Origin of the sequence: Nocardia uniformis NBRC 13702 (assembly GCF_001613345.1) — a bacterium.
Lineage (GTDB): Bacteria > Actinomycetota > Actinomycetes > Mycobacteriales > Mycobacteriaceae > Nocardia > Nocardia uniformis.
Genome location: NZ_BDCE01000052.1, coordinates 1 through 20,294 on the forward strand (window position 1 = coordinate 1; position 20,294 = coordinate 20,294).

At 65.6% G+C, this 20,294-nt stretch carries 16 protein-coding genes and 2 pseudogenes; 14 read left to right on the forward strand and 4 right to left on the reverse strand.

All coding sequences use genetic code 11. The annotated features are described in order from the left end of the window. The 3 genes from NU1_RS17830 to NU1_RS17840 form a co-directional block, all read left to right on the forward strand. On the forward strand, positions 1-707 hold a 707-nt coding region (locus NU1_RS17830; protein ID WP_218027843.1), incomplete at its 5' end, for a response regulator transcription factor. A gap of 106 nt (positions 708-813) precedes the next feature. Beyond that, positions 814-2,190 (forward strand): FAD-binding oxidoreductase, encoded by a 1,377-nt coding sequence (locus NU1_RS17835; RefSeq protein ID WP_067522857.1) that lies wholly within the window; start codon positions 814-816, stop codon positions 2,188-2,190. A 5-nt stretch (positions 2,191-2,195) separates the two neighbouring features. Then, the gene (locus tag NU1_RS17840; protein ID WP_169815087.1) at positions 2,196-3,539 is read left to right on the forward strand and encodes a cytochrome P450; all 1,344 of its coding nucleotides are present in this window, start codon (positions 2,196-2,198) and stop codon (positions 3,537-3,539) included. Between the two features lie 28 nt (positions 3,540-3,567). Here the strand turns inward: NU1_RS17840 and NU1_RS17845 are convergent, their stop codons facing one another. Next, positions 3,568-4,575, reverse strand: coding sequence for a hypothetical protein (locus NU1_RS17845; RefSeq protein WP_157552443.1), 1,008 nt, complete (start codon positions 4,573-4,575; stop codon positions 3,568-3,570). Positions 4,576-4,735: 160 nt separating this feature from the next. Here NU1_RS17845 and NU1_RS17850 point away from each other — a divergent pair, with 160 nt between their 5' ends. The 9 genes and pseudogenes from NU1_RS17850 (at position 4,736) to NU1_RS17885 (ending at position 15,456) form a co-directional block, all read left to right on the forward strand. Next, entirely contained in the window at positions 4,736-6,382 is a 1,647-nt protein-coding gene (locus NU1_RS17850; protein WP_067523033.1) for an acyl-CoA synthetase, read from the forward strand. Between the two features lie 163 nt (positions 6,383-6,545). Next, a complete protein-coding gene (locus tag NU1_RS17855; RefSeq protein WP_067522863.1) occupies positions 6,546-8,201 on the forward strand; it encodes an acyl-CoA synthetase in 1,656 nt (551 codons plus the stop codon). A 20-nt stretch (positions 8,202-8,221) separates the two neighbouring features. After that, positions 8,222-8,788 carry a hypothetical protein gene (locus NU1_RS17860; protein WP_084521543.1) on the forward strand — a complete coding sequence of 189 codons (567 nt, stop codon included), beginning with the start codon at positions 8,222-8,224 and terminating at the stop codon, positions 8,786-8,788. A 134-nt stretch (positions 8,789-8,922) separates the two neighbouring features. Continuing rightward, entirely contained in the window at positions 8,923-10,404 is a 1,482-nt protein-coding gene (locus NU1_RS17865) for a PepSY-associated TM helix domain-containing protein (protein ID WP_067522865.1), read from the forward strand. Positions 10,405-10,539: 135 nt separating this feature from the next. Continuing rightward, the gene (locus NU1_RS17870) at positions 10,540-11,241 is read left to right on the forward strand and encodes a DUF8020 domain-containing protein (protein WP_067523035.1); all 702 of its coding nucleotides are present in this window, start codon (positions 10,540-10,542) and stop codon (positions 11,239-11,241) included. Positions 11,242-11,550: 309 nt separating this feature from the next. Beyond that, positions 11,551-12,048 carry a MarR family winged helix-turn-helix transcriptional regulator gene (locus NU1_RS17875; RefSeq protein ID WP_067523036.1) on the forward strand — a complete coding sequence of 166 codons (498 nt, stop codon included), beginning with the start codon at positions 11,551-11,553 and terminating at the stop codon, positions 12,046-12,048. A 37-nt stretch (positions 12,049-12,085) separates the two neighbouring features. Beyond that, positions 12,086-13,597 (forward strand): annotated as a pseudogene (locus tag NU1_RS42785) (MDR family MFS transporter); the annotation flags it as partial. Between the two features lie 150 nt (positions 13,598-13,747). Further along, entirely contained in the window at positions 13,748-14,638 is an 891-nt protein-coding gene (locus NU1_RS43325; RefSeq protein ID WP_245720190.1) for an MSCRAMM family protein, read from the forward strand. Next, positions 14,635-15,456, forward strand: a complete 822-nt coding sequence (locus tag NU1_RS17885) for a YceI family protein (RefSeq protein WP_067522867.1) — start codon at positions 14,635-14,637, stop codon at positions 15,454-15,456. The genes NU1_RS43325 and NU1_RS17885 overlap by 4 nt, the downstream gene beginning before the upstream one ends. A gap of 30 nt (positions 15,457-15,486) precedes the next feature. Here the strand turns inward: NU1_RS17885 and NU1_RS17890 are convergent, their stop codons facing one another. The 3 genes and pseudogenes from NU1_RS17890 to galK form a co-directional block, all read right to left on the reverse strand. Next, a complete protein-coding gene (locus NU1_RS17890; RefSeq protein WP_067522869.1) occupies positions 15,487-15,735 on the reverse strand; it encodes a hypothetical protein in 249 nt (82 codons plus the stop codon). Positions 15,736-15,835: 100 nt separating this feature from the next. Beyond that, positions 15,836-16,540 (reverse strand): annotated as a pseudogene (locus NU1_RS17895) (sodium:solute symporter family transporter); the annotation flags it as partial. A 116-nt stretch (positions 16,541-16,656) separates the two neighbouring features. After that, a complete protein-coding gene (gene galK / locus NU1_RS17900) occupies positions 16,657-17,862 on the reverse strand; it encodes a galactokinase (protein ID WP_084521545.1) in 1,206 nt (401 codons plus the stop codon). A gap of 258 nt (positions 17,863-18,120) precedes the next feature. Here galK and NU1_RS17905 point away from each other — a divergent pair, with 258 nt between their 5' ends. Further along, entirely contained in the window at positions 18,121-19,617 is a 1,497-nt protein-coding gene (locus tag NU1_RS17905; RefSeq protein ID WP_067522871.1) for a GGDEF domain-containing protein, read from the forward strand. A 40-nt stretch (positions 19,618-19,657) separates the two neighbouring features. Next, positions 19,658-20,158 (forward strand): excalibur calcium-binding domain-containing protein, encoded by a 501-nt coding sequence (locus tag NU1_RS43330; RefSeq protein WP_245720179.1) that lies wholly within the window; start codon positions 19,658-19,660, stop codon positions 20,156-20,158. The last annotated feature ends 136 nt before the right edge of the window (positions 20,159-20,294 follow it).

The window sequence follows — 20,294 nt, forward strand, 5'->3', positions numbered from 1 at the left end:
CCAAACCCCGAGCCGCACGGAAAGCGAGCTGGCACATGGAGATCCGAGTCCTCGTCTGCGATCGAGAACCACTGATCCGACTCGGCCTTCGCAGCGTCCTGGCAGGCGAACCCGACCTGACTGTCGCCGGTGAATTCGCGGACGCAAGCGCGGCCGCAGCCGCGTTGGCTTCCTTGCGGCCCGACGTCATTGTCGCTGACACCGAAGCGCTCTCCAGCGCCACCGGCTGTGCGACGGGCGAATTGGTCGATGCCGCCATGGCTCAGGCGATTCCGGTGCTGGTACTCGCGCCGGAGGAATGCGCGGCGGGTGCCGTAGCGGCGCTTCATGCCGGGGCGCGGGGGTTCCTGCTCGAGCACGATCCGCCGAGTCAGATCGCCTATGGCATAAGGGAAGTAGCGGCGGGTAATGCGATTCTGTCGCCGTCGGTGACGGGGCGGCTGCTGTCCAGGCTGGTCAATGCGAGTCCTCGGCGGACCGGAGTTGATCCTCGGCAGGTATTGACCGCGCGTGAGATTCAGGTGTTGCGGCTGTTGGCGACCGGACTGCCGGTGGCGGCGATTGCCGAGCGGCTATTCGTGGCGGAGGTGACGGTGCGGTCGCATATTCACCATATGTTGCGGAAGTTGGAGTTGGATCGGGCCTTTCAGGCCGTAGCGTTGGCGCATGAATCGGGGTTGCTCGATCCGGAATCAGCTGCCAGCTAGCTTCTCAACAATTGTTGAAGCGGGATTCCACTGTTGACCGACGACACTCATCGCCTGCGGCTATAGCGTCGGAGTGGTCATAATCGCTTCGCGCTCAGGGGAATCCATGGTCGAATCCACGCAGGTCGACATCGCGTTCGCCGAGCATCGGCAGGCGGTCGAGGAATTGCGGCGCCAGTACGCCGCGCTTCCTACCGATACCCCGGTGCGACTCACCAAGCCCACTTCCAACCTGTATCGGACCAGGCAGCGTCACAGCGGACCCAGCCTGGATGTGCGGCATTTGGATCGGGTGCTGTCGGTGGATCCCGAGTCGCGGACCGCCGAGGTGCAGGGCATGGCCACCTACGAGACCATCGCGGACGCGACGCTGGCCCAGGGGATGCTGCCGCCGGTCGTGTTGGACTGTAAGACCATCACGATCGGCGGCGGAGTGGCGGGGACGGGAGCGGAGTCGTCGTCGTTTCGGGGTGGGTTGCCGCATGACGGTGTGCGGGAGATGGACATTCTGACCGGAGATGGGCGGGTGGTGACCGCCACCCGGGAGAACGAGCATGCCGAACTGTTCAACGGGTTCGCGCATTCGTATGGTTCGCTGGGATATGCCCTGCGGCTGCGACTCGAGCTCGAGCCCGCCAAACGCTATGTACGGCTCCGGCATATCCATACCGCATCCGCGCGGGAGTGGGTGGATACGCTCCTCGAAATAGACAGCAGCGGTGAGTACCACGGTATTCCGGTTGATTTCGTCGATGGCGCGTACTTCGCCGAGGATGCGGTGCACCTGGTCCTGGCCGACTACACCGATGACCCGCCATTCGTCTCCGACTACACGGGTCAGCGCATCTACTACCGCACCCTGCGTACCCGCTCGCAGGATTACCTCACCACCCGTGACTACCTGTGGCGCTGGGATACCGATCTCTACTGGACCTCCAAGCTGTTCGGCTTGGAGAACCCGCTAGTGCGCCGACTCTGGCCACGCAGGTATCGAAATGCCGAGATGTTCCGCAAGATTCAGATGCGGATGCGGCAGAGTGGGCTGGCGGACCGGGCGACCTCCGCTATCGGCAGGCCCGTCGAGTGGGTGCTACAGGATGCCGATCTACCGGTCGAGTCCGTGCCGGATTTCCTGGAGTTCTTCGCCCGTGAGATCGGGATCAGCCCGGTATGGCTGTGTCCCATGCGTTTACGCACTCCGGCCACGTTGTATCCGATCGACCGGAATCGCCTCTATGTCAGCGTCGGCTTCTGGTGGCCGCTGCGGCAACGTGTGGGCGAGGCTCCCGACTACCACAATCGGCTCATCGAGCGGGCCATTGCCGAACTCGGTGGGCATAAGCCGCTCTACTCCACGGCGCACTACACCGAGAAGGAATTCTGGCGGCACTACGGCGGCGATACCTACCGAAAGCTCGAGGAGACATACGATCCCGACAATCGCCTGCCCGATCTCTACGACAAATGTGTGAAGGGTCGGTGAGCGCCATGCGTACCCCACCCGGCCCGAAACTGCCCTTCGGCATTCGCCGTTACCGCCGCGATGCCGCTGCCATCATGGGCGAGCTGCACCGCGACTACGGCGAAGTCGCGCGCTTCCGAGTCGGTCCGCAGGTCATGTACCAGGTCACCGGTCCGGGCCCGATCTCGGAAGTGCTGCACGACAAGACCGGCGCGTATCGACGCGGCCAGGTGTACGGCGGTTTCGAACTGTTCTTCGGCAAGGGCTCGCTGACCACCGACGGTGAGCAGTGGCGCACCCTGCGCGCTGCCGGGCAGCCGTTCTTCCGCTCCGGCAGCCTCCGACCAGCCGTGCCGACGATTGCCGATGTGATCACCGACATGATGGACCGCTGGGACGCGCTCGGCGCACCGGACGACCCGATAGATATCGTCCCCGAGGTAATGCGCCTGGCCTTCGAGGTGGTCACCCGCGTGCTGTGCGGCTGCGATCTCAGCGAGCGGTCCACCGAGGTGGTCGCCGCCATTCCACACGTGCTGTCGGGCATGTTCCCGGGCAGTCCGGAGCTATTGCTGCCGAGTTGGGTACCGGGTCCGGTCCGCCGCCGTTTACGCAATACCCGGGCGGTGATCAATGGGGTGGCCGATACCCTGGTCGCACAGCATCTTTCAGGTCAGCTTCCGCCGGATCGACTGGTGGGCACCCTGTTCGACACCATTGATCCCGCGACCGGCGCACCCCTGACCAGGCAGCAGATCGCCGACGAGTTGAAGACCTATCTGCTGGCCGGACACGAGACCACCGGCTGTGGACTGGCGTGGACACTGTACGAACTCGCCGAACATCCCGACGTCACCGAACGTCTTGCCGCCGAACTGGAACGGGAACTCGATGGCCGCCCACCCGAGGCTGCCGACCTGCCACGACTCCCCTATCTGACCCAGATCGTCGACGAGGCGTTGCGCCTACATCCCGCCATCCCCATGTTCCCGCGCGAAACCACCCGCGACGTCGAGATCGGTGGCTACCACCTGCCGGCCCGCAGCACACTGTTCATCAGTTCTCACACCGTGCACCACGACCCCCGGCATTGGCCCGAACCAGATACCTTCGACCCCGACCGCTTCGCCCCGGACCGCCCGAAACCGGTGCCCTACACCCACTTCCCCTTCGGGGGCGGCGCACGACGCTGTATCGGCGCACCGCTGGCGGAACTGGAGATACAGGTCGCGGTGGCCATGATCACCCAGCGTTATCGCCTCACCCCGCAGCCCGGATATCCGGTGGACGAGCATTCGCTCATCTCACTACGCCCGCGCTTCGGCCTGCCCATGACCATCACCGCACGCAGGGAACAGCCTGCGCGCTGAGCATCTGTGACGCGCCGCCGAGCGACCTTCAGGCGCTGAACTCCGCGACCAGCTTCCGATAGGTCTCGAATGCCACCTTGGGTGTGTAGTCGCTGGTCGTAATTCCCAGCTGCGCATGCGGTTCCGAGCGCTCCGAATCCGCGTCCCGCAGCGAGAACAGCTCGAGGTGCCGGACATGGAAGCGTTCACGCACGGCGACCACCGCCCGGACCATGTGATCGATGCTGTCGGCCTGGTGTTCCGGACTGCGTTCCGTGCCGGTGACGCTGCCGCATTCGGCGATATGGATCGGCACATGCGATCCGATGCCCACCTTCGGCAGGTTCACCTCCCGCAGCTGCGCGATACCGTGTTCGACCAGCGAGGCGATATCGCCCGGCGTCCCGTGCGGTGCGACCGGGGAGAAGGCATCGGGGTACAGCGCCAGCCCGACATAGTCCACCTGCTCGGCGAATTCGGCCGGCGGCACCACGGCCAGCCCATCCCAGAAGGCGCCGTCGCCACCCATCCACTCCGGCGGCTCGGCCACCGAGAACCCGACGCGCACCCGCTCCAACCCGATGGTGTCGAGTGTCTTGCGCGCGTGGGCAATTCCCTGCACCAATGCGTTCATCACACCGGGCGAACTACCGTCGATCCACGGAATATTGAAATTGGGCTCCAGGGTGATCTGCAAGTACCGCGCAATCTCCCCATACCGGTCGATGGCCCGGTCGATGAACCGCAGCCACCCCTCGACATCCTCGGCGACCGGCAGATAACAGAGCACCAAGTCCAGCTGTCGATGCCCGTCCAGGTACCACTGATCCGGCATGGTCAGCTCGCCGTACACCCGGTCGGGATGTAGGACGGCCGCGCGCTCCGGATCCGGTGGTGTGCCCAGGTAGTGCAGGTATTCACGCACCACGAACGGCGCGTCCCCCTGGAGCCGCCGCACCAGGTCGCCGATCGCCGCACGATTGTCCGGTGGTCCGGCGATCGCGCTGACCTGACTCGCTGCGTACACACCGAAGAGCAACTCACTGGAGGAGGTCACGCTCTCCACTTAACCACCGCGGACCCACCGGCTGCTCAACATCTCAATCTGTGGGCAGTTTGGCCGAAAGTGTGTAACCCAAGTCACAGTTCACTGCTACCGTGAGCGCCTACTCGTCATGTTTCTGCAGTACATGGGCTAGTTCGGAGGTTTGATCGAGATGACCTCGATTCTGCACACGGTGCAACAGCGCTTCACTCACACCGCCGAGGTTGTCAAGGGTTTGGGGCGGTTACGCGAGGTCGGTGTCAGCGACCCTCGCAATCCCATGGAGACCCTGCGCACCATGAAGGAGGCGAAGGTCTTCGGACCGCAGGCCACCATGGTGCGGCACGCGGCGCGGGTATGGCCGGACCGGCCCGCCCTGGCTGATGAACGCGGTGAGATGACCTACCGCGAGCTCGATGAGCAATCGACGGCCCTGGCACGTGGTCTGCAGGCCATGGGTATCGAGCCGGGCATGGTGGTCGGCATTCTGGCGCGCGACCATCGCGGGCTGCTGATCTCCCTCGCCGCCGCCGGAAAGCTCGGTGTGCGCTCCGCGCTCATGAATACCGGATTCGCCAAACCGCAGTTCGCGGAGGTGTGCGCCCGCGAGCAGGTCAAGGCGGTACTGCACGACAGTGAATTCCTGGGCCTGCTCGACGCCCTGCCCCCGGAACTGCACCGGGTCCTCACCTGGGTGGACGAGGGCCATGAACTGCCTTCCGGCGCAACGACTCTCGACACGCTGATCGCAGCCAACTCCACGGACCCGCTGCCCGCCCCGGACAAGCCCGGCGGCTTCATCATTCTCACCAGCGGCACCACCGGCCTGCCCAAGGGCGCACCGCGCACCAAGGTCGGCCCCATCGGCACCGTCCAGATGGTGGACCGGATCGACTTCCCGCGCCAGGGCACCATGGTCATCGTTTCGCCCATCTTCCACAGCACGGGTATGGGCACCTGGCTGGTCGGTACGGCGCTGGGGAACAAGGTGGTGCTGTCTCGCCGCTTCGACGCGGAGCGCACGCTGAGCCTGATCGCCGAACACCGGGCCGACATGCTGGTGGCGGTGCCGACCATGCTGCATCGCATGGTCGAACTCGATCCCGGCATTCGCGAAAAATACGACACCTCCGCGCTGAAGTGCATTGTAATCGCGGGCTCCGCGCTCTCGCCCGAGCTGTCGGTCCGCACCGCCGAGGTCTTCGGTCCGGTGCTGTACAACCTGTACGGCTCTACCGAATGCGCGGTGGCGACCGTGGCGCGGCCGGAGGATCTGGCCAAGGCGCCGGGCACCGCTGGTCGCTCCCCGCTGACCTGCGAGGTGGTGCTGTTCGACGACGAAGGCATGCGCGTGCACGCCAAGAATGTCACCGGCCGCATCTTCATTCGCTCCGGTGCGCCCTTCGAGGGCTACACCGACGGCCGCCACAAGCAGATTATCGACGGCTATATGTCCAGCGGCGATGTCGGCCATTTCGACGATAACGGCCTACTTTTCGTGGACGGTCGCGATGACGACATGATTGTTTCCGGCGGTGAGAACGTCTTCCCGCAGGAGGTGGAGAACCTGCTGCTCGAGCGCCCGGATGTCTTCGACGCCGCGGTGGTCGGCGTCGACGATGTGGAATTCGGCAAGCGCCTGCGCGCCTTCATCGTTCCCGAGCCGGGCGCGACGCCGGACGCCGAGGAGATCAAGGCATACGTGAAGGGCAATCTGGCCCGCTACAAGGTGCCGCGCGAGGTGATCTTCCTCGATGACCTGCCGCGTAATACCACCGGCAAGCTACTGCGGCGGGTACTGATCGAGTACCAGGTATAGCCGGAGGTCACAATCGAGGGCCAATAGGCGCAACCGCACGTCACAGAGAGCTGGACCACAACCTTCCTGCCTGCGCTTGCTAGGCTGCAAGCGCACTGGATCTCGATGTTGCGGTTCGCTGGCCGACTTCGTCCGGCAGGGGGAATCGCGGAAGGTTGTACCCATGTCACTTGCCCCGGCGGCAAGCTCCGTGTTTCGCAAAGCCAGCGATACGGCGCTCAGCGTCAATGCCATGATGAAGCGGGGGCTGTTCAACCCCCTGCGTCCCGATCACGCGGTGAAGTCCGCGCTGAATGTGCTGAAGTTCGGCCCGTTCGCCGGTGTCGTCATGCACGCGGCGCAGACGAATCCGCACGCGGCGATTGTCGACGAACGCGGTGAACTCTCCGTCAAGGAGCTCGACGAGCTCTCGAACGCCTTCGCCCGCGGCCTGACCGCGCGTGGCATCGAGGCCGGCGATGTCATCGCCATTCTGGCTCGCGATCACCGGGGCATGGTGTTGAGCATTCTCGCCGCGGGCAAGCTGGGGGTGCGCGCCGTCCTCATGAATACCGGATTCGCCAAGCCGCAGTTCGCCGATGTCGCGGCGCGCGAGCAGGTTAAGGCGGTGCTGCACGACAGTGAGTTCTTCGAGCTCATGAGTGCCATCCCTGAAGACATTCCGCGCATCCTCACCTGGGTGGATGAGCACGACAATGCCGATCCGAGCATTCCGACCATCGAGTCGGTCTCGCAGGGGCAGTCCACCGCGGCGATTCCGGCTCCGGAGAAGCCCGGCGGCATGGTCATCCTCACGTCGGGCACCACCGGCACCCCCAAGGGCGCGCCGCGCGATAAGGTCAGCCCGTTCATCTCGGCCCAGTTCCTGGATCGAATCCCGTTGCCGCGCAACAGCACCGTCGTAATGGCCGCGCCGATCTTCCACGCCACCGGCCTCTCGCAGTTCACGCTGTCCATCGGCCTGGGCAATCGGGTCGTCTTCCAGCAGCGTCGCTTCGATCCGGAGCAGACCCTCGCCAATATCCAGAAGTACAAGGCGCAGGGCCTGACCGTGGTGCCGACCATGATCCAGCGCATGCTCGATCTACCGCCGGAGGTGCTGGAGAAGTACAGCCCCTCCGACACCCTGAAGGTGATTTTCGCGGCGGGCTCGTCCATTCCGCCGGATGTGGTGCTGCGCAGCCTGGACTACTTCGGGCCCACCCTCTACAACCTGTACGGCTCCACCGAATGCGCGGTTATCTCCGTAGCCAATCCGGAGGAGCTGCGTAAGGCCCCGACCACCGCGGGCCGCCCGCCGGTCGGCATTACGCTCGCGCTCTACGACGAGAACCGCAAGCGCATTACCAAGCCGGGCGTGACGGGCACCATCTTCATCGGCAACGCGCACTCGTTCAAGGCCTACACCGACGGCCGCACCAAGGAGTTCGTCGACGGCCTCATGTCCAGCGGCGATGTCGGCCACTTCGATGCCGACGGCCTGCTGTTCATCGACGGTCGCGACGACGACATGATCGTCTCCGGTGGTGAGAACGTCTTCCCGCAGGAGGTCGAGAACCTGCTGTCCAACCGGTCCGATGTGTTCGAGGCCGCCGTGGTGGGTGTGGACGATCGCACCTTCGGCAAGCGGCTGCGCGCGATTGTGGTGCCGGGTCCGGATTCCAAGCGTGACGTCGGTGAGATCAAGGACTACGTGAAGGAGAACCTGGCGCGCTACAAGGTGCCGCGCGAGGTGATCTTCCTCGATGAGCTGCCGCGCAATGCCACCGGCAAGCTGCTGCGCAAGCCGCTCATCGAGATGGAGGTTCCGGCGGAGTAGCCGCCAGCTATCATCAGCACGTGAGTTTCGAGTCCGGCCGTTCCACGGCGCATTTCCGCAGCGATGCAGCGGTTTTGCGGGGTGGGGCGGCCGGTTCGATTTCCGGGGCGCTCGCGGTCGCCGCACATGGCTGGGCGTCGGGGGCCGCGGTCCCCGATTCGAATGCGGTGACGCTGCTCATCGCCGGTTCCGCCGTGGTCGGCGCGTTGACCGCCGGGGTGGGCGCGCTGCGCACCACGGCGCTCGGGTTGGTCGCGGCGCTGGTGGGCGGGCAACTACTCGGCCACCTGAGCATGTCGTGGAGCGGTGGCGGTGGCCACCATCATCACCAGTCGCTGTGGACGCCGAGCATGCTGGCCGCGCACGTCGTCGGCGCGATTGTCGCGGCCGTCCTGATCCTGGGCGCGGAAGCCGCCTATCGCATCACCACCACGGTATTGGCGCGGGTACTACCGGCGCCGGTGGTGCTGCCGGTCCGGTCCGGACCGCCCGCACTGCCCATCGAGCACCGCGATCGGGTCGTGCTGCGCATATTCGCGGCCGATACCTTCCGCACGCGCGGACCACCTGTTCTCGTTCGAGGCTGATTCTCATTTCTCACCCGGCACATGGGCTTTCCCGCCTGTGTGATGTCGCGGTACGCGCATACCTGTCTCCCCCTTGCGGCGGATCGATGGAGCGGGCGCGTCTCGGGTGACCACTCGAACCAGAAAGTCCGCTAGTGACCATCACCGAAAGCGGTGTCGATGCGACACCGCCGCCCTCGCCTACCCTCGATTCCGATCCCCCCGCCGATTCCGCGAACAGCGGCAGGAAAGCGGGCAGCGCATTCCAGGCGCTGATGCTGCGACTGCATTTCTACGCGGGCGTTTTCGTCGGACCGTTCATTCTGATCGCGGCCCTGACGGGTGCGCTCTACGCCATCGCCCCCACGCTGGAGAACTTCACCGAACGCGGTGTGCTGCACACCGATTCCACCGGACCGGTGCAGCCGTTGTCGACTCAGATCAACGCGGCCGCGGCGACGCTGCCGAAGCTGCCGCTGGTGGCTGTCGCTCCGGCCCAGAACACCGGCGACACCACCCGGGTCATTTTCAACGACCCGACGCTCGGCGAATCCGAACGGCGGGCCGTTTTCGTCGACCCGGTGACCGCGCAACCGCTCGGTGACAGCGTCGTCTACGGCAGTTCGGGCGCACTGCCCACCCGCACCTGGATCGACCACCTGCATCGGGATCTACATCTGGGCGATCCCGGCCGCCTCTACAGCGAGTTGGCCGCGTCCTGGATGTGGGTGATCGCGCTGGCCGGTCTGGTGCTGTGGATTCGCCGGGTTCGTGCCCGGCGCACCCGTAGCGGCGCGGGCTGGCTACTCCGGCCGGATCGCTCTCGCCCGCGCGGTCGCACACTGAATTGGCATGCGGCCGTGGGGGTGTGGATTCTGCCGGTAATCCTGCTGCTCTCGGTGACCGGTATGACCTGGTCCAAGTACGCGGGCGAGAATGTGTCGAAGCTCCGCGCGGAGATGAGCTGGGTGACGCCCGCGGTGAGCGGCAAACTGCCCGGTACGCCGACTCCGATCGCCCCGGCCGGTGAACACGCCGAGCACGGTATGCCCGACCCGTCCGCCGCCTCGCCGTCGGCCACGCGAATCAACCAGGTGAACCGGGTATTCGGCGTGATTCGCGCCAACGGCATCGAGGGCCCGGTGGAGATCAGCGTTCCGGCCGAGGACGGTGTGGCCTTCACGGCCAAGGAGCGTCGCATGTCCGGGGTCTACACCATCGACTCGATCGCGGTGAACGGTGCGACCGGCGAGGTCACCGATGTGCTGCGGTACTCGGACTGGCCGCTCATGGCCAAATTCACCAACTGGGGCATCCAGTTCCATATGGGTCTGATGTTCGGCCTGCTCAACCAGTTGCTGTTGTTGGCCGTCATGATCGGCCTGATCACCGTGGTCGTGCGCGGTTACCTCATGTGGTGGCGGCGTCGTCCGACCAAGGGGGGCAATAGCTTTGCCGTGGGTCGTGCGCCGCGGCGCGGTGTATTGCGCGGGGTGCCGCTGTGGCTGCTCGCGCCGTTCGCGGCGGTGAGCGTGGTGATCGGCTGGTTCGCGCCGCTGGTCGGACTGACTGTGCTCGGCTTCCTTCTCGTGGACCTGGTGGTCGGCCTGCTCGCCCGCCGGAAGACCCCGGTCTAACAACTACCTCGAATCCGCTCAGCGACACGGCGACACTGCCGTGCCGCCGGATTCGTCTGCCTCTCCACGGGTTTCGCGCCGGTTCTCCCCAGAGCGACGGCGCGCCCCCATATGCGAAACAAGGAATTTCACCTGATGAAGATCAAGAAGCTCGCCGCTACGTCCGCCATGCTCATCACGGCGCTGGGTCTAGCGACCGGGACGAGCCATGCCGATCCGGTCACAACCACGCCCGCACCGGTGAATGTGTCGTATGAGGCGCAGGACGAGAGCCTGACCCTGTCCACCGATATCGGCTCGCTGAACGTCGCCGACGGCGTCCTGGAGATCAAGTCGACCGATGGCACCGTCGTAGCGGGTGCGCCGCTGCGGGTTCGGGTCGACGAGTTCGTCTTCCCGGTGGCCGCCGAGATCACCGGTCGCACCGCGACCCTGACACCGCGACTCGACCGGGAGCACGCGGTTTACCAGCCGGTGGCCCTGCCCTTCGAGGACAAGGCCGAATTCAAGAACGAGTACGAGCGGGAGAAGGCCGCCTGGTCACGGATGACGGGGCGAATCGGCTTCGCCGCAACCCTTTCCGGGCTGACCACCACCGTGCTGGGTGGCATTGTCGGCTGTGCCGTCGGCGCGGTGGCCACCACCATCGCAACCGCTCCAATCCTCGCCGGCCTCGGCTCCGGTCCGATCATCGGCTGCCTGCTCGGTGCGGCCGCGGGCGCGAGTCTGATCGGTATCGCCGGTACCATTCTCATTACCGCTCCGGTGGCTGTCGCATCGATCATCGACTACTTCACCACCATCAACTCGCCACTGCCGCCGCGTCCAGCCGAGTAGTTCGACCCGCAGTCAACCGATTCGGCCCGGACCGGCTGGTCCGGGCCGAATCGGCTGACGAACCACGGCGCGCTGAGCACCTGGTCAGAAGTTCCGCGCGCACTACCCTCGTCATTCCGGCGTGCTTGTGGCATGGAACGCAATTCGGCCCCCGCCGCCTCGACCCACCGCGGTACGTCGACCCGGCGGGCCGACACATGTCCTGGCAGACACTCAGCTGGGCACCTCCATCATTAGTTAGTTGCTTACCGCAAGTAAATTACGTATGGTTGCGTACCGAAAGCAAATATTCTCGTGCTGGGAGTGGACATGGCGGTGTCACCCGATACGGCTCAGAGCCTGATAAAAGAGCTCTTCTTCATGGGCCGGGCGATCCGCGCCGCCCTCTCCCACCCGGAAGAGGGCGACCTGCTTCCAGGCGGTATCGGCGTACTGGGTTCCCTCGAGGCCCGGGGGCCGTGCCGACAGGTGGACCTCGCTGCGGACCTGTGCATCAGCCAATCGACCCTGAGCAGGCATGTCGCCGAACTGGTGAGCTCCGGCAATATCGCCCGTCACGCCGACCCCGACGACGGCCGAGCGACGCTCATCCAGATCACCGCCGACGGCAGCGCACTGCTGCGGTGCGTTCGAGTCTCGCGGGCGCGGGCATTGCAGGCCGCTCTCGCCAACTGGAGTGAGGTCGAAGCCGAGCAGGCCGCCACGGTTGTTCAGAAGCTCAGGAATTCGCTGGCCGCGGTCGCGCACCACACCGCCGTGGGCGAGCGCCGACCGGTTTCGACAGAAAGTCAGGAATCCGATGTCTAATTCAGTCGACGCGGGGACGCGGCGTGCCCCGGACGCGATGACCCATCGTCAAGTACTGGAAGCCATGACAGGGCTGCTGGCGGCACTGTTCACGGCATTGCTCAGCACCACGATCGTGGCGACCGCACTGCCCACGATCATCGGCGACCTGGAAGGGTCGCAGACCGCCTACGCCTGGGTCATCACTACCGCACTGTTGGCCAATGCCGCGTCCACCCCCATCTGGGGCAAGTTCGCCGATCTGTTCAACAAGAAGCTGTTGGTCCAGACGGCCATTGTCATCTTCGTCATTGGTTCGGTAATCGCCGGTGTCGCGGGCAATGTGCCGATGCTGTTGGCAGCACGCGTGATTCAGGGCATCGGCATGGGCGGATTGACCGCCCTCGTCGTGGCGATCATCGGCTCCATCGTCTCGCCGCGTGAGCGCGGGCGCTATTCCGGCTATATGGGTGCCGTCATGGCGGTTTCGATGTCCGGTGGCCCCATCCTCGGCGGCGTCATCGTCGACAGTCCGCTCGGCTGGCGCTGGTGTTTCTTCGTCTGTGTGCCCCTGGCCGTGATCGCCCTGGTCCTGCTACAGCGGACCCTGCGGTTGCCCACCGAACGCAAGGCCGGGGTGTCTATCGACTGGCTCGGCGCGGCCCTGATGACGGCCGGGGTATCGGTGCTGCTCATCTGGGTGTCGTTCGCGGGCAAGGCGGACTACTACGCGTGGTTCTCCCGCGAATCGGCCATCTATGTCGGCGCGGGCGTGTTGTTGCTGCTCGCCACCGTACTGGTGGAATCCCGAGCCAAAGCGCCGATCATCCCGCTGTCGATCGTCACCGAACGCACCACCGGTCTGGCGATCATCGCCTCGATCGCGGTCGGCATCGGCATGTTCGGAGCGACCACCTTCCTGGGTCAGTACTTCCAGACAGCGCGCGGATACTCACCGACGGTGGCCGGTGTGCTGACCATTCCGATGGTCGCGGGCATGCTCGTGGCATCAACCGGTTCGGGACAGCTGATCACCCGGTTCGGGAAATGGAAGGCGTTCGTCGTCACCGGCGGTGCGCTGTTGGTGGTCGGGTTCGGGCTGCTCTCGACCATCGATCACGCCACCAACCTGTGGCTGGTCGGCGTATACATCGCGATTGTCGGACTCGGTGTCGGCATGATGATGCAGAACCTGGTGCTGGCCGTGCAGAACACCGTGAGTGTGCACAATATCGGCGCGGCATCGAGCAGTGTCGCCTTCTTCCGCACCTTCGGCGGCGCTGTCGGCGTCTCCGTGCTGGGGTCGGTGCTGGCTACCCGGGTGAGCGATCTGTCGGCGGCGGGTTTCGCCAGCCTGGGCATCCCGGCCGGCTCCTCGGGCGGCGGTAGCCTGAATCTCCATGCCTTGCCCGCACCGGTGGTCACGGTGGTACGGGCCGCCTACGGTGACGCGACCGGCCGGATCTTCCTCATCGCCGCGGTCGCGGCGGTCGTCGCCCTCATCGCGACCGCGATGCTCCCGAACCGTCCGCTGCGCAGCACGATCGATATCGATCCCGCCCTGGACCCGACCACGAAAGAGGCTGCGGTGCAGGATAATTCGCCCGAGACGGACCACATGGCCGCATTGGATTCCGAGCTGGCGGTACTCGTGGGGTCGAGCTGGGACGACGACGAGGTCCGGGAAGGCGCCGAGCGAGTGTCGGCCGCGGCCGAACCAATGCCGACCGCAGCGGCCGGGCGGCATACGTCGACGGCGCGGAACGGCCATGGGGCATACCGGGCCGACGCGCTGCCGCAGACCGCTCTGGCGACCGAGGAATCGTCCGGATCGGACTGCGGCGGTGGGGCATTGGGCGGTCGTGTCCACCGCGAGGATGGCCATCCGCTGCCGGGTGCGGTGTTGACGTTGATCGATCAGGGCGGCCGCCAGGTCGCGCGGGCGAGCAGTGGCGCTGATGGCGGTTACGCGATCAGCGCGCCGACAGCCGGTGGCTATGTGCTGATCGTGTCGGCGAGTGGGCACCAGCCCACCGCGGTCAATGTGTCGCTTGATCAGCGACCCCGGGCGTTGGATCTGACCCTGGCGGGTTCCGGCGAGTTGTCGGGTGTGATCCGCACCGCTGGCCACGGTTCGCCGCTATCGGGTGCGACCGTCACGCTGACCGATTCGCGTGGTGCGGTGGTCGGGGCCGCCGTCACCGACGGCGACGGCGGGTACACGTGCCACGGAGTGATGTCGGGCGTCTATACCTTGGTCGCGGCCGCTGAGCACATGCGTCCCAGCGCGATCACGGTGACGGTGCCCGACAGTGGGGTGCTGCGCCATGACATCGAGCTGATCGCGATGGGGGTGCTGGCCGGATCCGCGTGGACCGACGGCGACCGGCCGGCGCCGGACGTGCTGGTCAATGTGCTCGACGCGGCGGGTGCGGTGACCGCGTCGGTGCGCACCGACGAGAACGGGCGCTACGTCGTCCCTGATCTGCTCGAAGGTCAGTACACCGTGGTTGCCCGTGGCTATCCGCCGGTGACCGGGCAGATCACTGTCGCCGGTGGCGAGGTCGCCTACGACGTGCGGCTCGGTTACGAACTCGGGGATCGTCGATGAGCGGGTTGACCGGCCGGGTTCGCACCGCGGCGGGGTGGCCGGTGCCGGACGCGGTATTGACGGTGACGGATATGACGGGCCGCCAGCTCGCCCACGCGATCGCCGACGAGACCGGAGCGGTGAACACCGAACTTCTCCCCGCGGGCGTGCATACCGCGGTTCTCACCGCTGTCGGGTTCGGACCGGTGGCGCGGGTCGCGCAGATCTCCGCGGCGGGCACCGGAGTGCTCGGTGAGGTGGTGTTGACGCCGGTGGCGGGGACCGTGACGGCTCCCCCACCGGGACCGTGGACGATCGATCCCGCACATTCGACGGTGATCGCCACCGCGCGTCATCTGGGTATCGCGAGTATCAAGGCGCGATTCGCGAAGGTGAGTGGACGGCTCGATATCGCTGCGCCATTCGAGCGGTCCACCGGGCACGCCGAGGTCGGGGCGGCGAGTATCGATACCGGTATCTCGATGCGGGACAATCATCTTCGCTCGCCGGAGTTCTTGGATGTCGACAGTTATCCGATGATCACCTTCACCGGCCACGGATTGCGTCGTACCGGTGCCGATACCTGGATGATGCCCGGCGAGCTGGTCCTGCACGGGCAGCAGCGCTCGGTCGATCTGGCGGTGACCTACGGCGGGTTCGGGTCGGATCCGTGGGGCGGTGTACGTGCCGCGTTCCACGCCGAAACACTATTGCACCGCAACGATTTCGCGATCGACTACAACGCGGCCGTGCGCGCCGGTGTGGCCGCGATCGGCACCACCGTCAAAATCGAACTCGATATCGAAGTCGTACAGGGCGAGCGGCTACCCGCGATGTAGTGTCACCCGCCGCCCAGAGTCCGCGCCGGACTATTCGGCGGTCGGTGACGCATCCGGGGTGGTATCCACGGTGGGCGGCACCTGCACCGGCCGCAGCCGCACCCACGCCAGGAACACCACCGACGCGACGAGCATGCCGATACCGGCCCACAGATTTATGTTGATACCACCGGTTTTCGCCTCCTGCAGGTCATTGTCGTAGAACAGCCCGGTCGCCAGCACGATCAGGCCGTAGCAGCCGAGCAGCGCACCGACAATGGTGCGAATATCGAACAGCATGTGACGATCACACTCACCACGATATCCACCGCGAAGGCGACACCGGCAGCCAAGAAGCTCGCACCTTGACCGGACAGATGGAAGACATCCATCTCGTGCATGATGAAAACTTGTCGCGCAGGCCATCCCAGCCACCGACCTTGTGCAGGCCCACCAGGGTCAGCGGCAGCAGTGCGGCGACAATGACGAAGAACTGCAGCACCTCGTTGTCGATCGCCGCCGACAGTCCGCCCAGAGTGATGTAGGACAGCACGATCACCGCCGACACGATCACCGATATCCACAGCGGCCAGCCCAGCAGCACATTCAGAATCGTGCCCAGCAGATACAGATTCACGCCCGCGATGAGGACCTGCGCCACCGCGAAGCTCAACGCATTGACCAGATGCGCGCCGGTCCCGAAGCGCCGCCGCATGAATTCCGGCACACTGCGCACCTTGGAGCCGTAGTAGAACGGCATCATCACCACGCCGAGGAACAGCATGGCAGGGACCGCGCCGATCCAGAAGTAGTGCATGGTCGGCATGCCGTACTGCGCGCCATTGGCCGACATTCCCATGATCTCGACCGCACCGAGATTCGCGGAGATGAAGGCCAGGCCGGTCACCCAGGCGGGCAGCGACCGCCCGGACAGGAAGAAGTCGATACTGTTGGACACCCGCTGCCGGGCCAGCAAACCGATACCGAGCACGAAGACGAAATACAGTCCGACCAAGGCGTAGTCGATGGGATCGGCATCCAGTCGCAATTGCCCGTCCGCCAGGAAGACAGCCACGGTGTCGGACCGGTCGACACGGAACGGCATACAGCTCTCCTGACGATGCGATCGGGCGGAGACGAACAACCGTGTCGCGAATATTAACCGTCCAGTCCGTCTGACCGGCGCCGATCGGTTCGGATGCGCGTGTCAGGTCGCCTCGGCTACTCGACCCGATGCGCGCCAGCCGACGCCACCACCGGAAAGGCGTGTGGCACCGCGAAATCCGACTCCGCGAAGGCGGCCTCGACCACGCCGGTGACGCAGGCCGCGCGGCGGGCGTCGACGAGTGCGATCACGCTGCCGCCGAATCCGCCGCCCACCATGCGCGCCCCGTAGGCACCGGCGGTGAGCGCCGCCTCGACGGCGGTATTCAGCCGATCCGTGGATACCTCGAAATCGTCACGCAGCGAGGCGTGCCCGGCGGTGAGGATGGGGCCTACCTCGCGTGGATCGCGACCCGCGCCGAGGATATCGGCGACCTGCCGCACGCGGAGGTTCTCGCTCACCACATGCCGAGCGCGACGGCGCAGCACCGGTTCCCCGATACGGCGGGTATCGCCGATGGTGGCGATATCACGCAGTGACGCGACCCCCAGGGTGGCGGCCGCCGCCTCGCATTGCGCACGGCGGCGGGCATATTCACCGTCGACCAGACGGTGTGGGCTACGGGTGTCGATTACCAGCAGCCGCAGGCCGAACCGCTCCAGATCGAACGGTATCTGCCGGTGTTCCCGGGTCCGCACATCGAGAAACAGCGCATGTCCGGCGCGGCACAGTATGGATGCGGATTGGTCCAGGATCCCGGTCGGCACGCCCGCGTACTCGTTCTCGGCGGTGCGCGCGATATCGATCAGTTCGGCGTCGGTGAGGCCGGGGGCGAACAGGTCGCGCAGCGCCACGGCCACCGAGCACGACAGCGCGGCCGAGGAGGACAACCCCGCGCCCATGGGTACGGTGCCGTCCAGTTCGAGATCCACGCCGGTAATCGGGTGGCCACGGCGCAGGTATTCGGCCGCGACGCCGAGCGGGTAGCGGGCCCAGTCCGGCCAATGCCGCACGCGGCCGACCGCATCCCCGCTTTCGGAGTCGTCGATTTCGGGTATCGGCCACGTCACCACCGCACCCGGTCGCTGCCGTGAAGCGACCCGCACCTCCCCATTCGCGCCGCTGGCGGCAGTACACGTCACACCCTGTGGCAGCGCGATCGGTAGGACGAATCCGTCGTTGTAGTCGGTATGTTCGCCGATAAGATTGACCCGGCCGGGTGCGAGCCATTGTCCGGCGATCGAAACCGATCGGCCTGCGGTTATATCCGGAACACCAGCTGTCGAATCCAACTCTGCTCCCGCTTGGTCAGGGTCATGCATGATGTCGTCCTCGGTGCGCAGTGAGCATAGCGAGCCTCACATACTGAGGTACTGCGCGTTCGTCCAAGTCCGGTACGGGACGCGCGTTTTCGTGCCATGATCGACTCGACTACCCGGAAGCGGATAGCGGTACACGGGTGCGACCATTCGGTACGAGCCGAACTCTCGCCAGCGCCGGGTGTGGACCTCACGGTGGAGGAAGTGCAGATCACGACGTAGCACGAGCTCCATGGGGAACGGAGCGGATGAGGGGGGCCGGTGGGAACGGAGACAGGACCGACCGAGCGGTCCGGTCGATTATTCGGAATCTGCTGGCGCACCCTGTTGTTCGGCTGCGCGCTGACCGCCCTCACCCTGCCGCTGCTCGTACTCTCCCGACCGCTCGCCCTGATCACCATGAGCGCCGCCGTGCTATCCAGCGTAATCATGATCTGTGTGGGGCTGCGCCGCTACCGACCGCCGCAACCGCTGCCCTGGTACCTGCTCTCCATCGCCGCCGTACAACTCACCATCGGTACCCTGCTGCGCGATTTCACCGACTCGCAGACACACCCCTTCGACGATCTGTTCAGCTTTGCCGGCTATTGCGGAATCGGTGCGGCGGCGGTGCTGTGGCTGCGGCCGCGGCAGTCCAGCGCCGACCACGATCTGCTGTTGGATTCCGCGCTGATCGGATTGGGCGCACTGCTGGCCGCCTGGACCTTCCTCATCTCCCCGATCCTGCACGCGGCCGATCGGATCACCTTCACCACCGTGACCGCGGCCACCTATCCGGTGCTGGACGCGCTCCTGCTGACCGTCGTCGCGCATTCGGTGGTGACCTCGGCACGCTCGGAAACCTCATTGCGGCTCGTGCACATGGCCATGCTGATCATTCTGGTGGGCGATCTCGCGGGACATATCGGCTACGAAACACTGTTGGTGCCCGTGCAACTCGCGTACACACTGATCGCTGTGGCGGCGATTCACCCGACCATGGTCACCCTCGGCGGGCCGCGCCGCATGCTGTCGCATCGGTCGCGGCAGCGCGCCAGCATTATCGCCATCGCGCTCATTGTGGCGTCACTGGTTACGGTGGTGGGCTCCAGCCTGGATCCCCTGGATCGGATCGTGGTGGCCTCGCTGTTCGCCATGCTGCTGGTCGGAATGCTGCTGCGCAGCGAACGCGCCATCGAGCGCAGCGCGCGCAGTGAACGCCGCGCGCAGTATCAGGCCGATCACGACATGCTGACCGGATTGTTGAATCGCGCCGCGCTGCTACGCGCCCTGCACCGCAATCGGGACCGTTGGGGCGAACAGCCCTTGGCACTGCTGTTCATCGATCTGGACGGTTTCAAGCGAGTCAATGACAATTACGGGCATGCGGTCGGCGATGAGCTGATTGCCAATGCGGCGGCGCGCATTCGGCGCATTATTCGCCGCGATGACGCGGCGGCCCGGTACGGCGGCGACGAATTCGTGGTGCTGACTCCGGTCGGTCGGCCGGAATCCATGCTGCTCGCCCAAAGATTGCTGGCGGCACTGGGCGAACCATTCGAATTGAGTGCCGCCGAGATTCGGATCGCGGCCAGTATCGGAGTCGCCTGCAGCGGGCCGCGTGGCAGTGATACCACCGTGTACGACCTTCTGCGCGAAGCGGATTCGGCTATGTACTACGCGAAAGAATACTCGCTCGGGTACGTTTTCCATGATGATCTCGGATCGGGCCACCCCGATACCGGGCAACGAGTCTGGCATCGGGAGACCGCGGTCTGAGATCGCGATCGCTTAGCACCACATCGATTTCGAGGCTCATATGCGTTCATCCATTTCCCCACCCCGGCTCGCGGCCGCGCTATTGTTCGCGACCGCCCTGACTTTCGCCGCGCCGAGCACCGCGCTGGCGATACCGCTCGAATCACCCTCGGAGGAAGTGGCTCCCGATGCGGTGACCCCCGATGGCAACGAGGTTGCCGTAGCCGGCACCGGATCGGCCTCCCAATCGGCCGATCTGCTCACCAATCCGGGTTCGGCCACCTCCTCCGCCACCGGTTCCGCGAATGGGACGGGGTCCGGCTCGATGCCGGGTACCGGTTCCGGTACCGGATCGGCCAATTTCGGCAACCGGGTGGGCATGCTGGGGCCACGTATCGCGATCATGCTCGAAGATATGATGGCCGGGCTGGGTTATCGCCCCGGACCGCATTACGCCACGTGTGAGGACGTACAGCACGCCGGAATCGCACCGCTGCTGCGGGGTGCGCCCAGCTATAGCCCGCACCTGGACCCGGACGGCGACGGAATCGCTTGCGCCTGAGCTGATCTGTCGGGAAGGGCGGGGGTCAACCCGCTATCCCGACACGCTGTCGGCCGGGATCCATACCTGTGGCTCTTCGAGTCCGCTGGTGTGGATTCCGGCCAAAAGCATGCCGGAATGACGAGGGGTGTTCACG

Bases quoted from the DNA above. Each gene is read 5' to 3' on its own strand.
- NU1_RS17875 (WP_067523036.1), top strand. From the start codon at position 11,551: ATGGCGGTGTCACCCGATACGGCTCAGAGCCTGATAAAAGAGCTCTTC.
- NU1_RS17885 (WP_067522867.1), top strand. From the start codon at position 14,635: ATGAGCGGGTTGACCGGCCGGGTTCGCACCGCGGCGGGGTGGCCGGTG.
- NU1_RS17855 (WP_067522863.1), top strand. From the start codon at position 6,546: ATGTCACTTGCCCCGGCGGCAAGCTCCGTGTTTCGCAAAGCCAGCGAT.
- NU1_RS17850 (WP_067523033.1), top strand. From the start codon at position 4,736: ATGACCTCGATTCTGCACACGGTGCAACAGCGCTTCACTCACACCGCC.
- NU1_RS17840 (WP_169815087.1), top strand. From the start codon at position 2,196: ATGCGTACCCCACCCGGCCCGAAACTGCCCTTCGGCATTCGCCGTTAC.
- NU1_RS43325 (WP_245720190.1), top strand. From the start codon at position 13,748: ATGCCGACCGCAGCGGCCGGGCGGCATACGTCGACGGCGCGGAACGGC.
- NU1_RS17890 (WP_067522869.1), bottom strand. From the start codon at position 15,735: ATGCTGTTCGATATTCGCACCATTGTCGGTGCGCTGCTCGGCTGCTAC.
- NU1_RS17835 (WP_067522857.1), top strand. From the start codon at position 814: ATGGTCGAATCCACGCAGGTCGACATCGCGTTCGCCGAGCATCGGCAG.
- NU1_RS17870 (WP_067523035.1), top strand. From the start codon at position 10,540: ATGAAGATCAAGAAGCTCGCCGCTACGTCCGCCATGCTCATCACGGCG.
- NU1_RS43330 (WP_245720179.1), top strand. From the start codon at position 19,658: ATGCGTTCATCCATTTCCCCACCCCGGCTCGCGGCCGCGCTATTGTTC.
- galK (WP_084521545.1), bottom strand. From the start codon at position 17,862: ATGCATGACCCTGACCAAGCGGGAGCAGAGTTGGATTCGACAGCTGGT.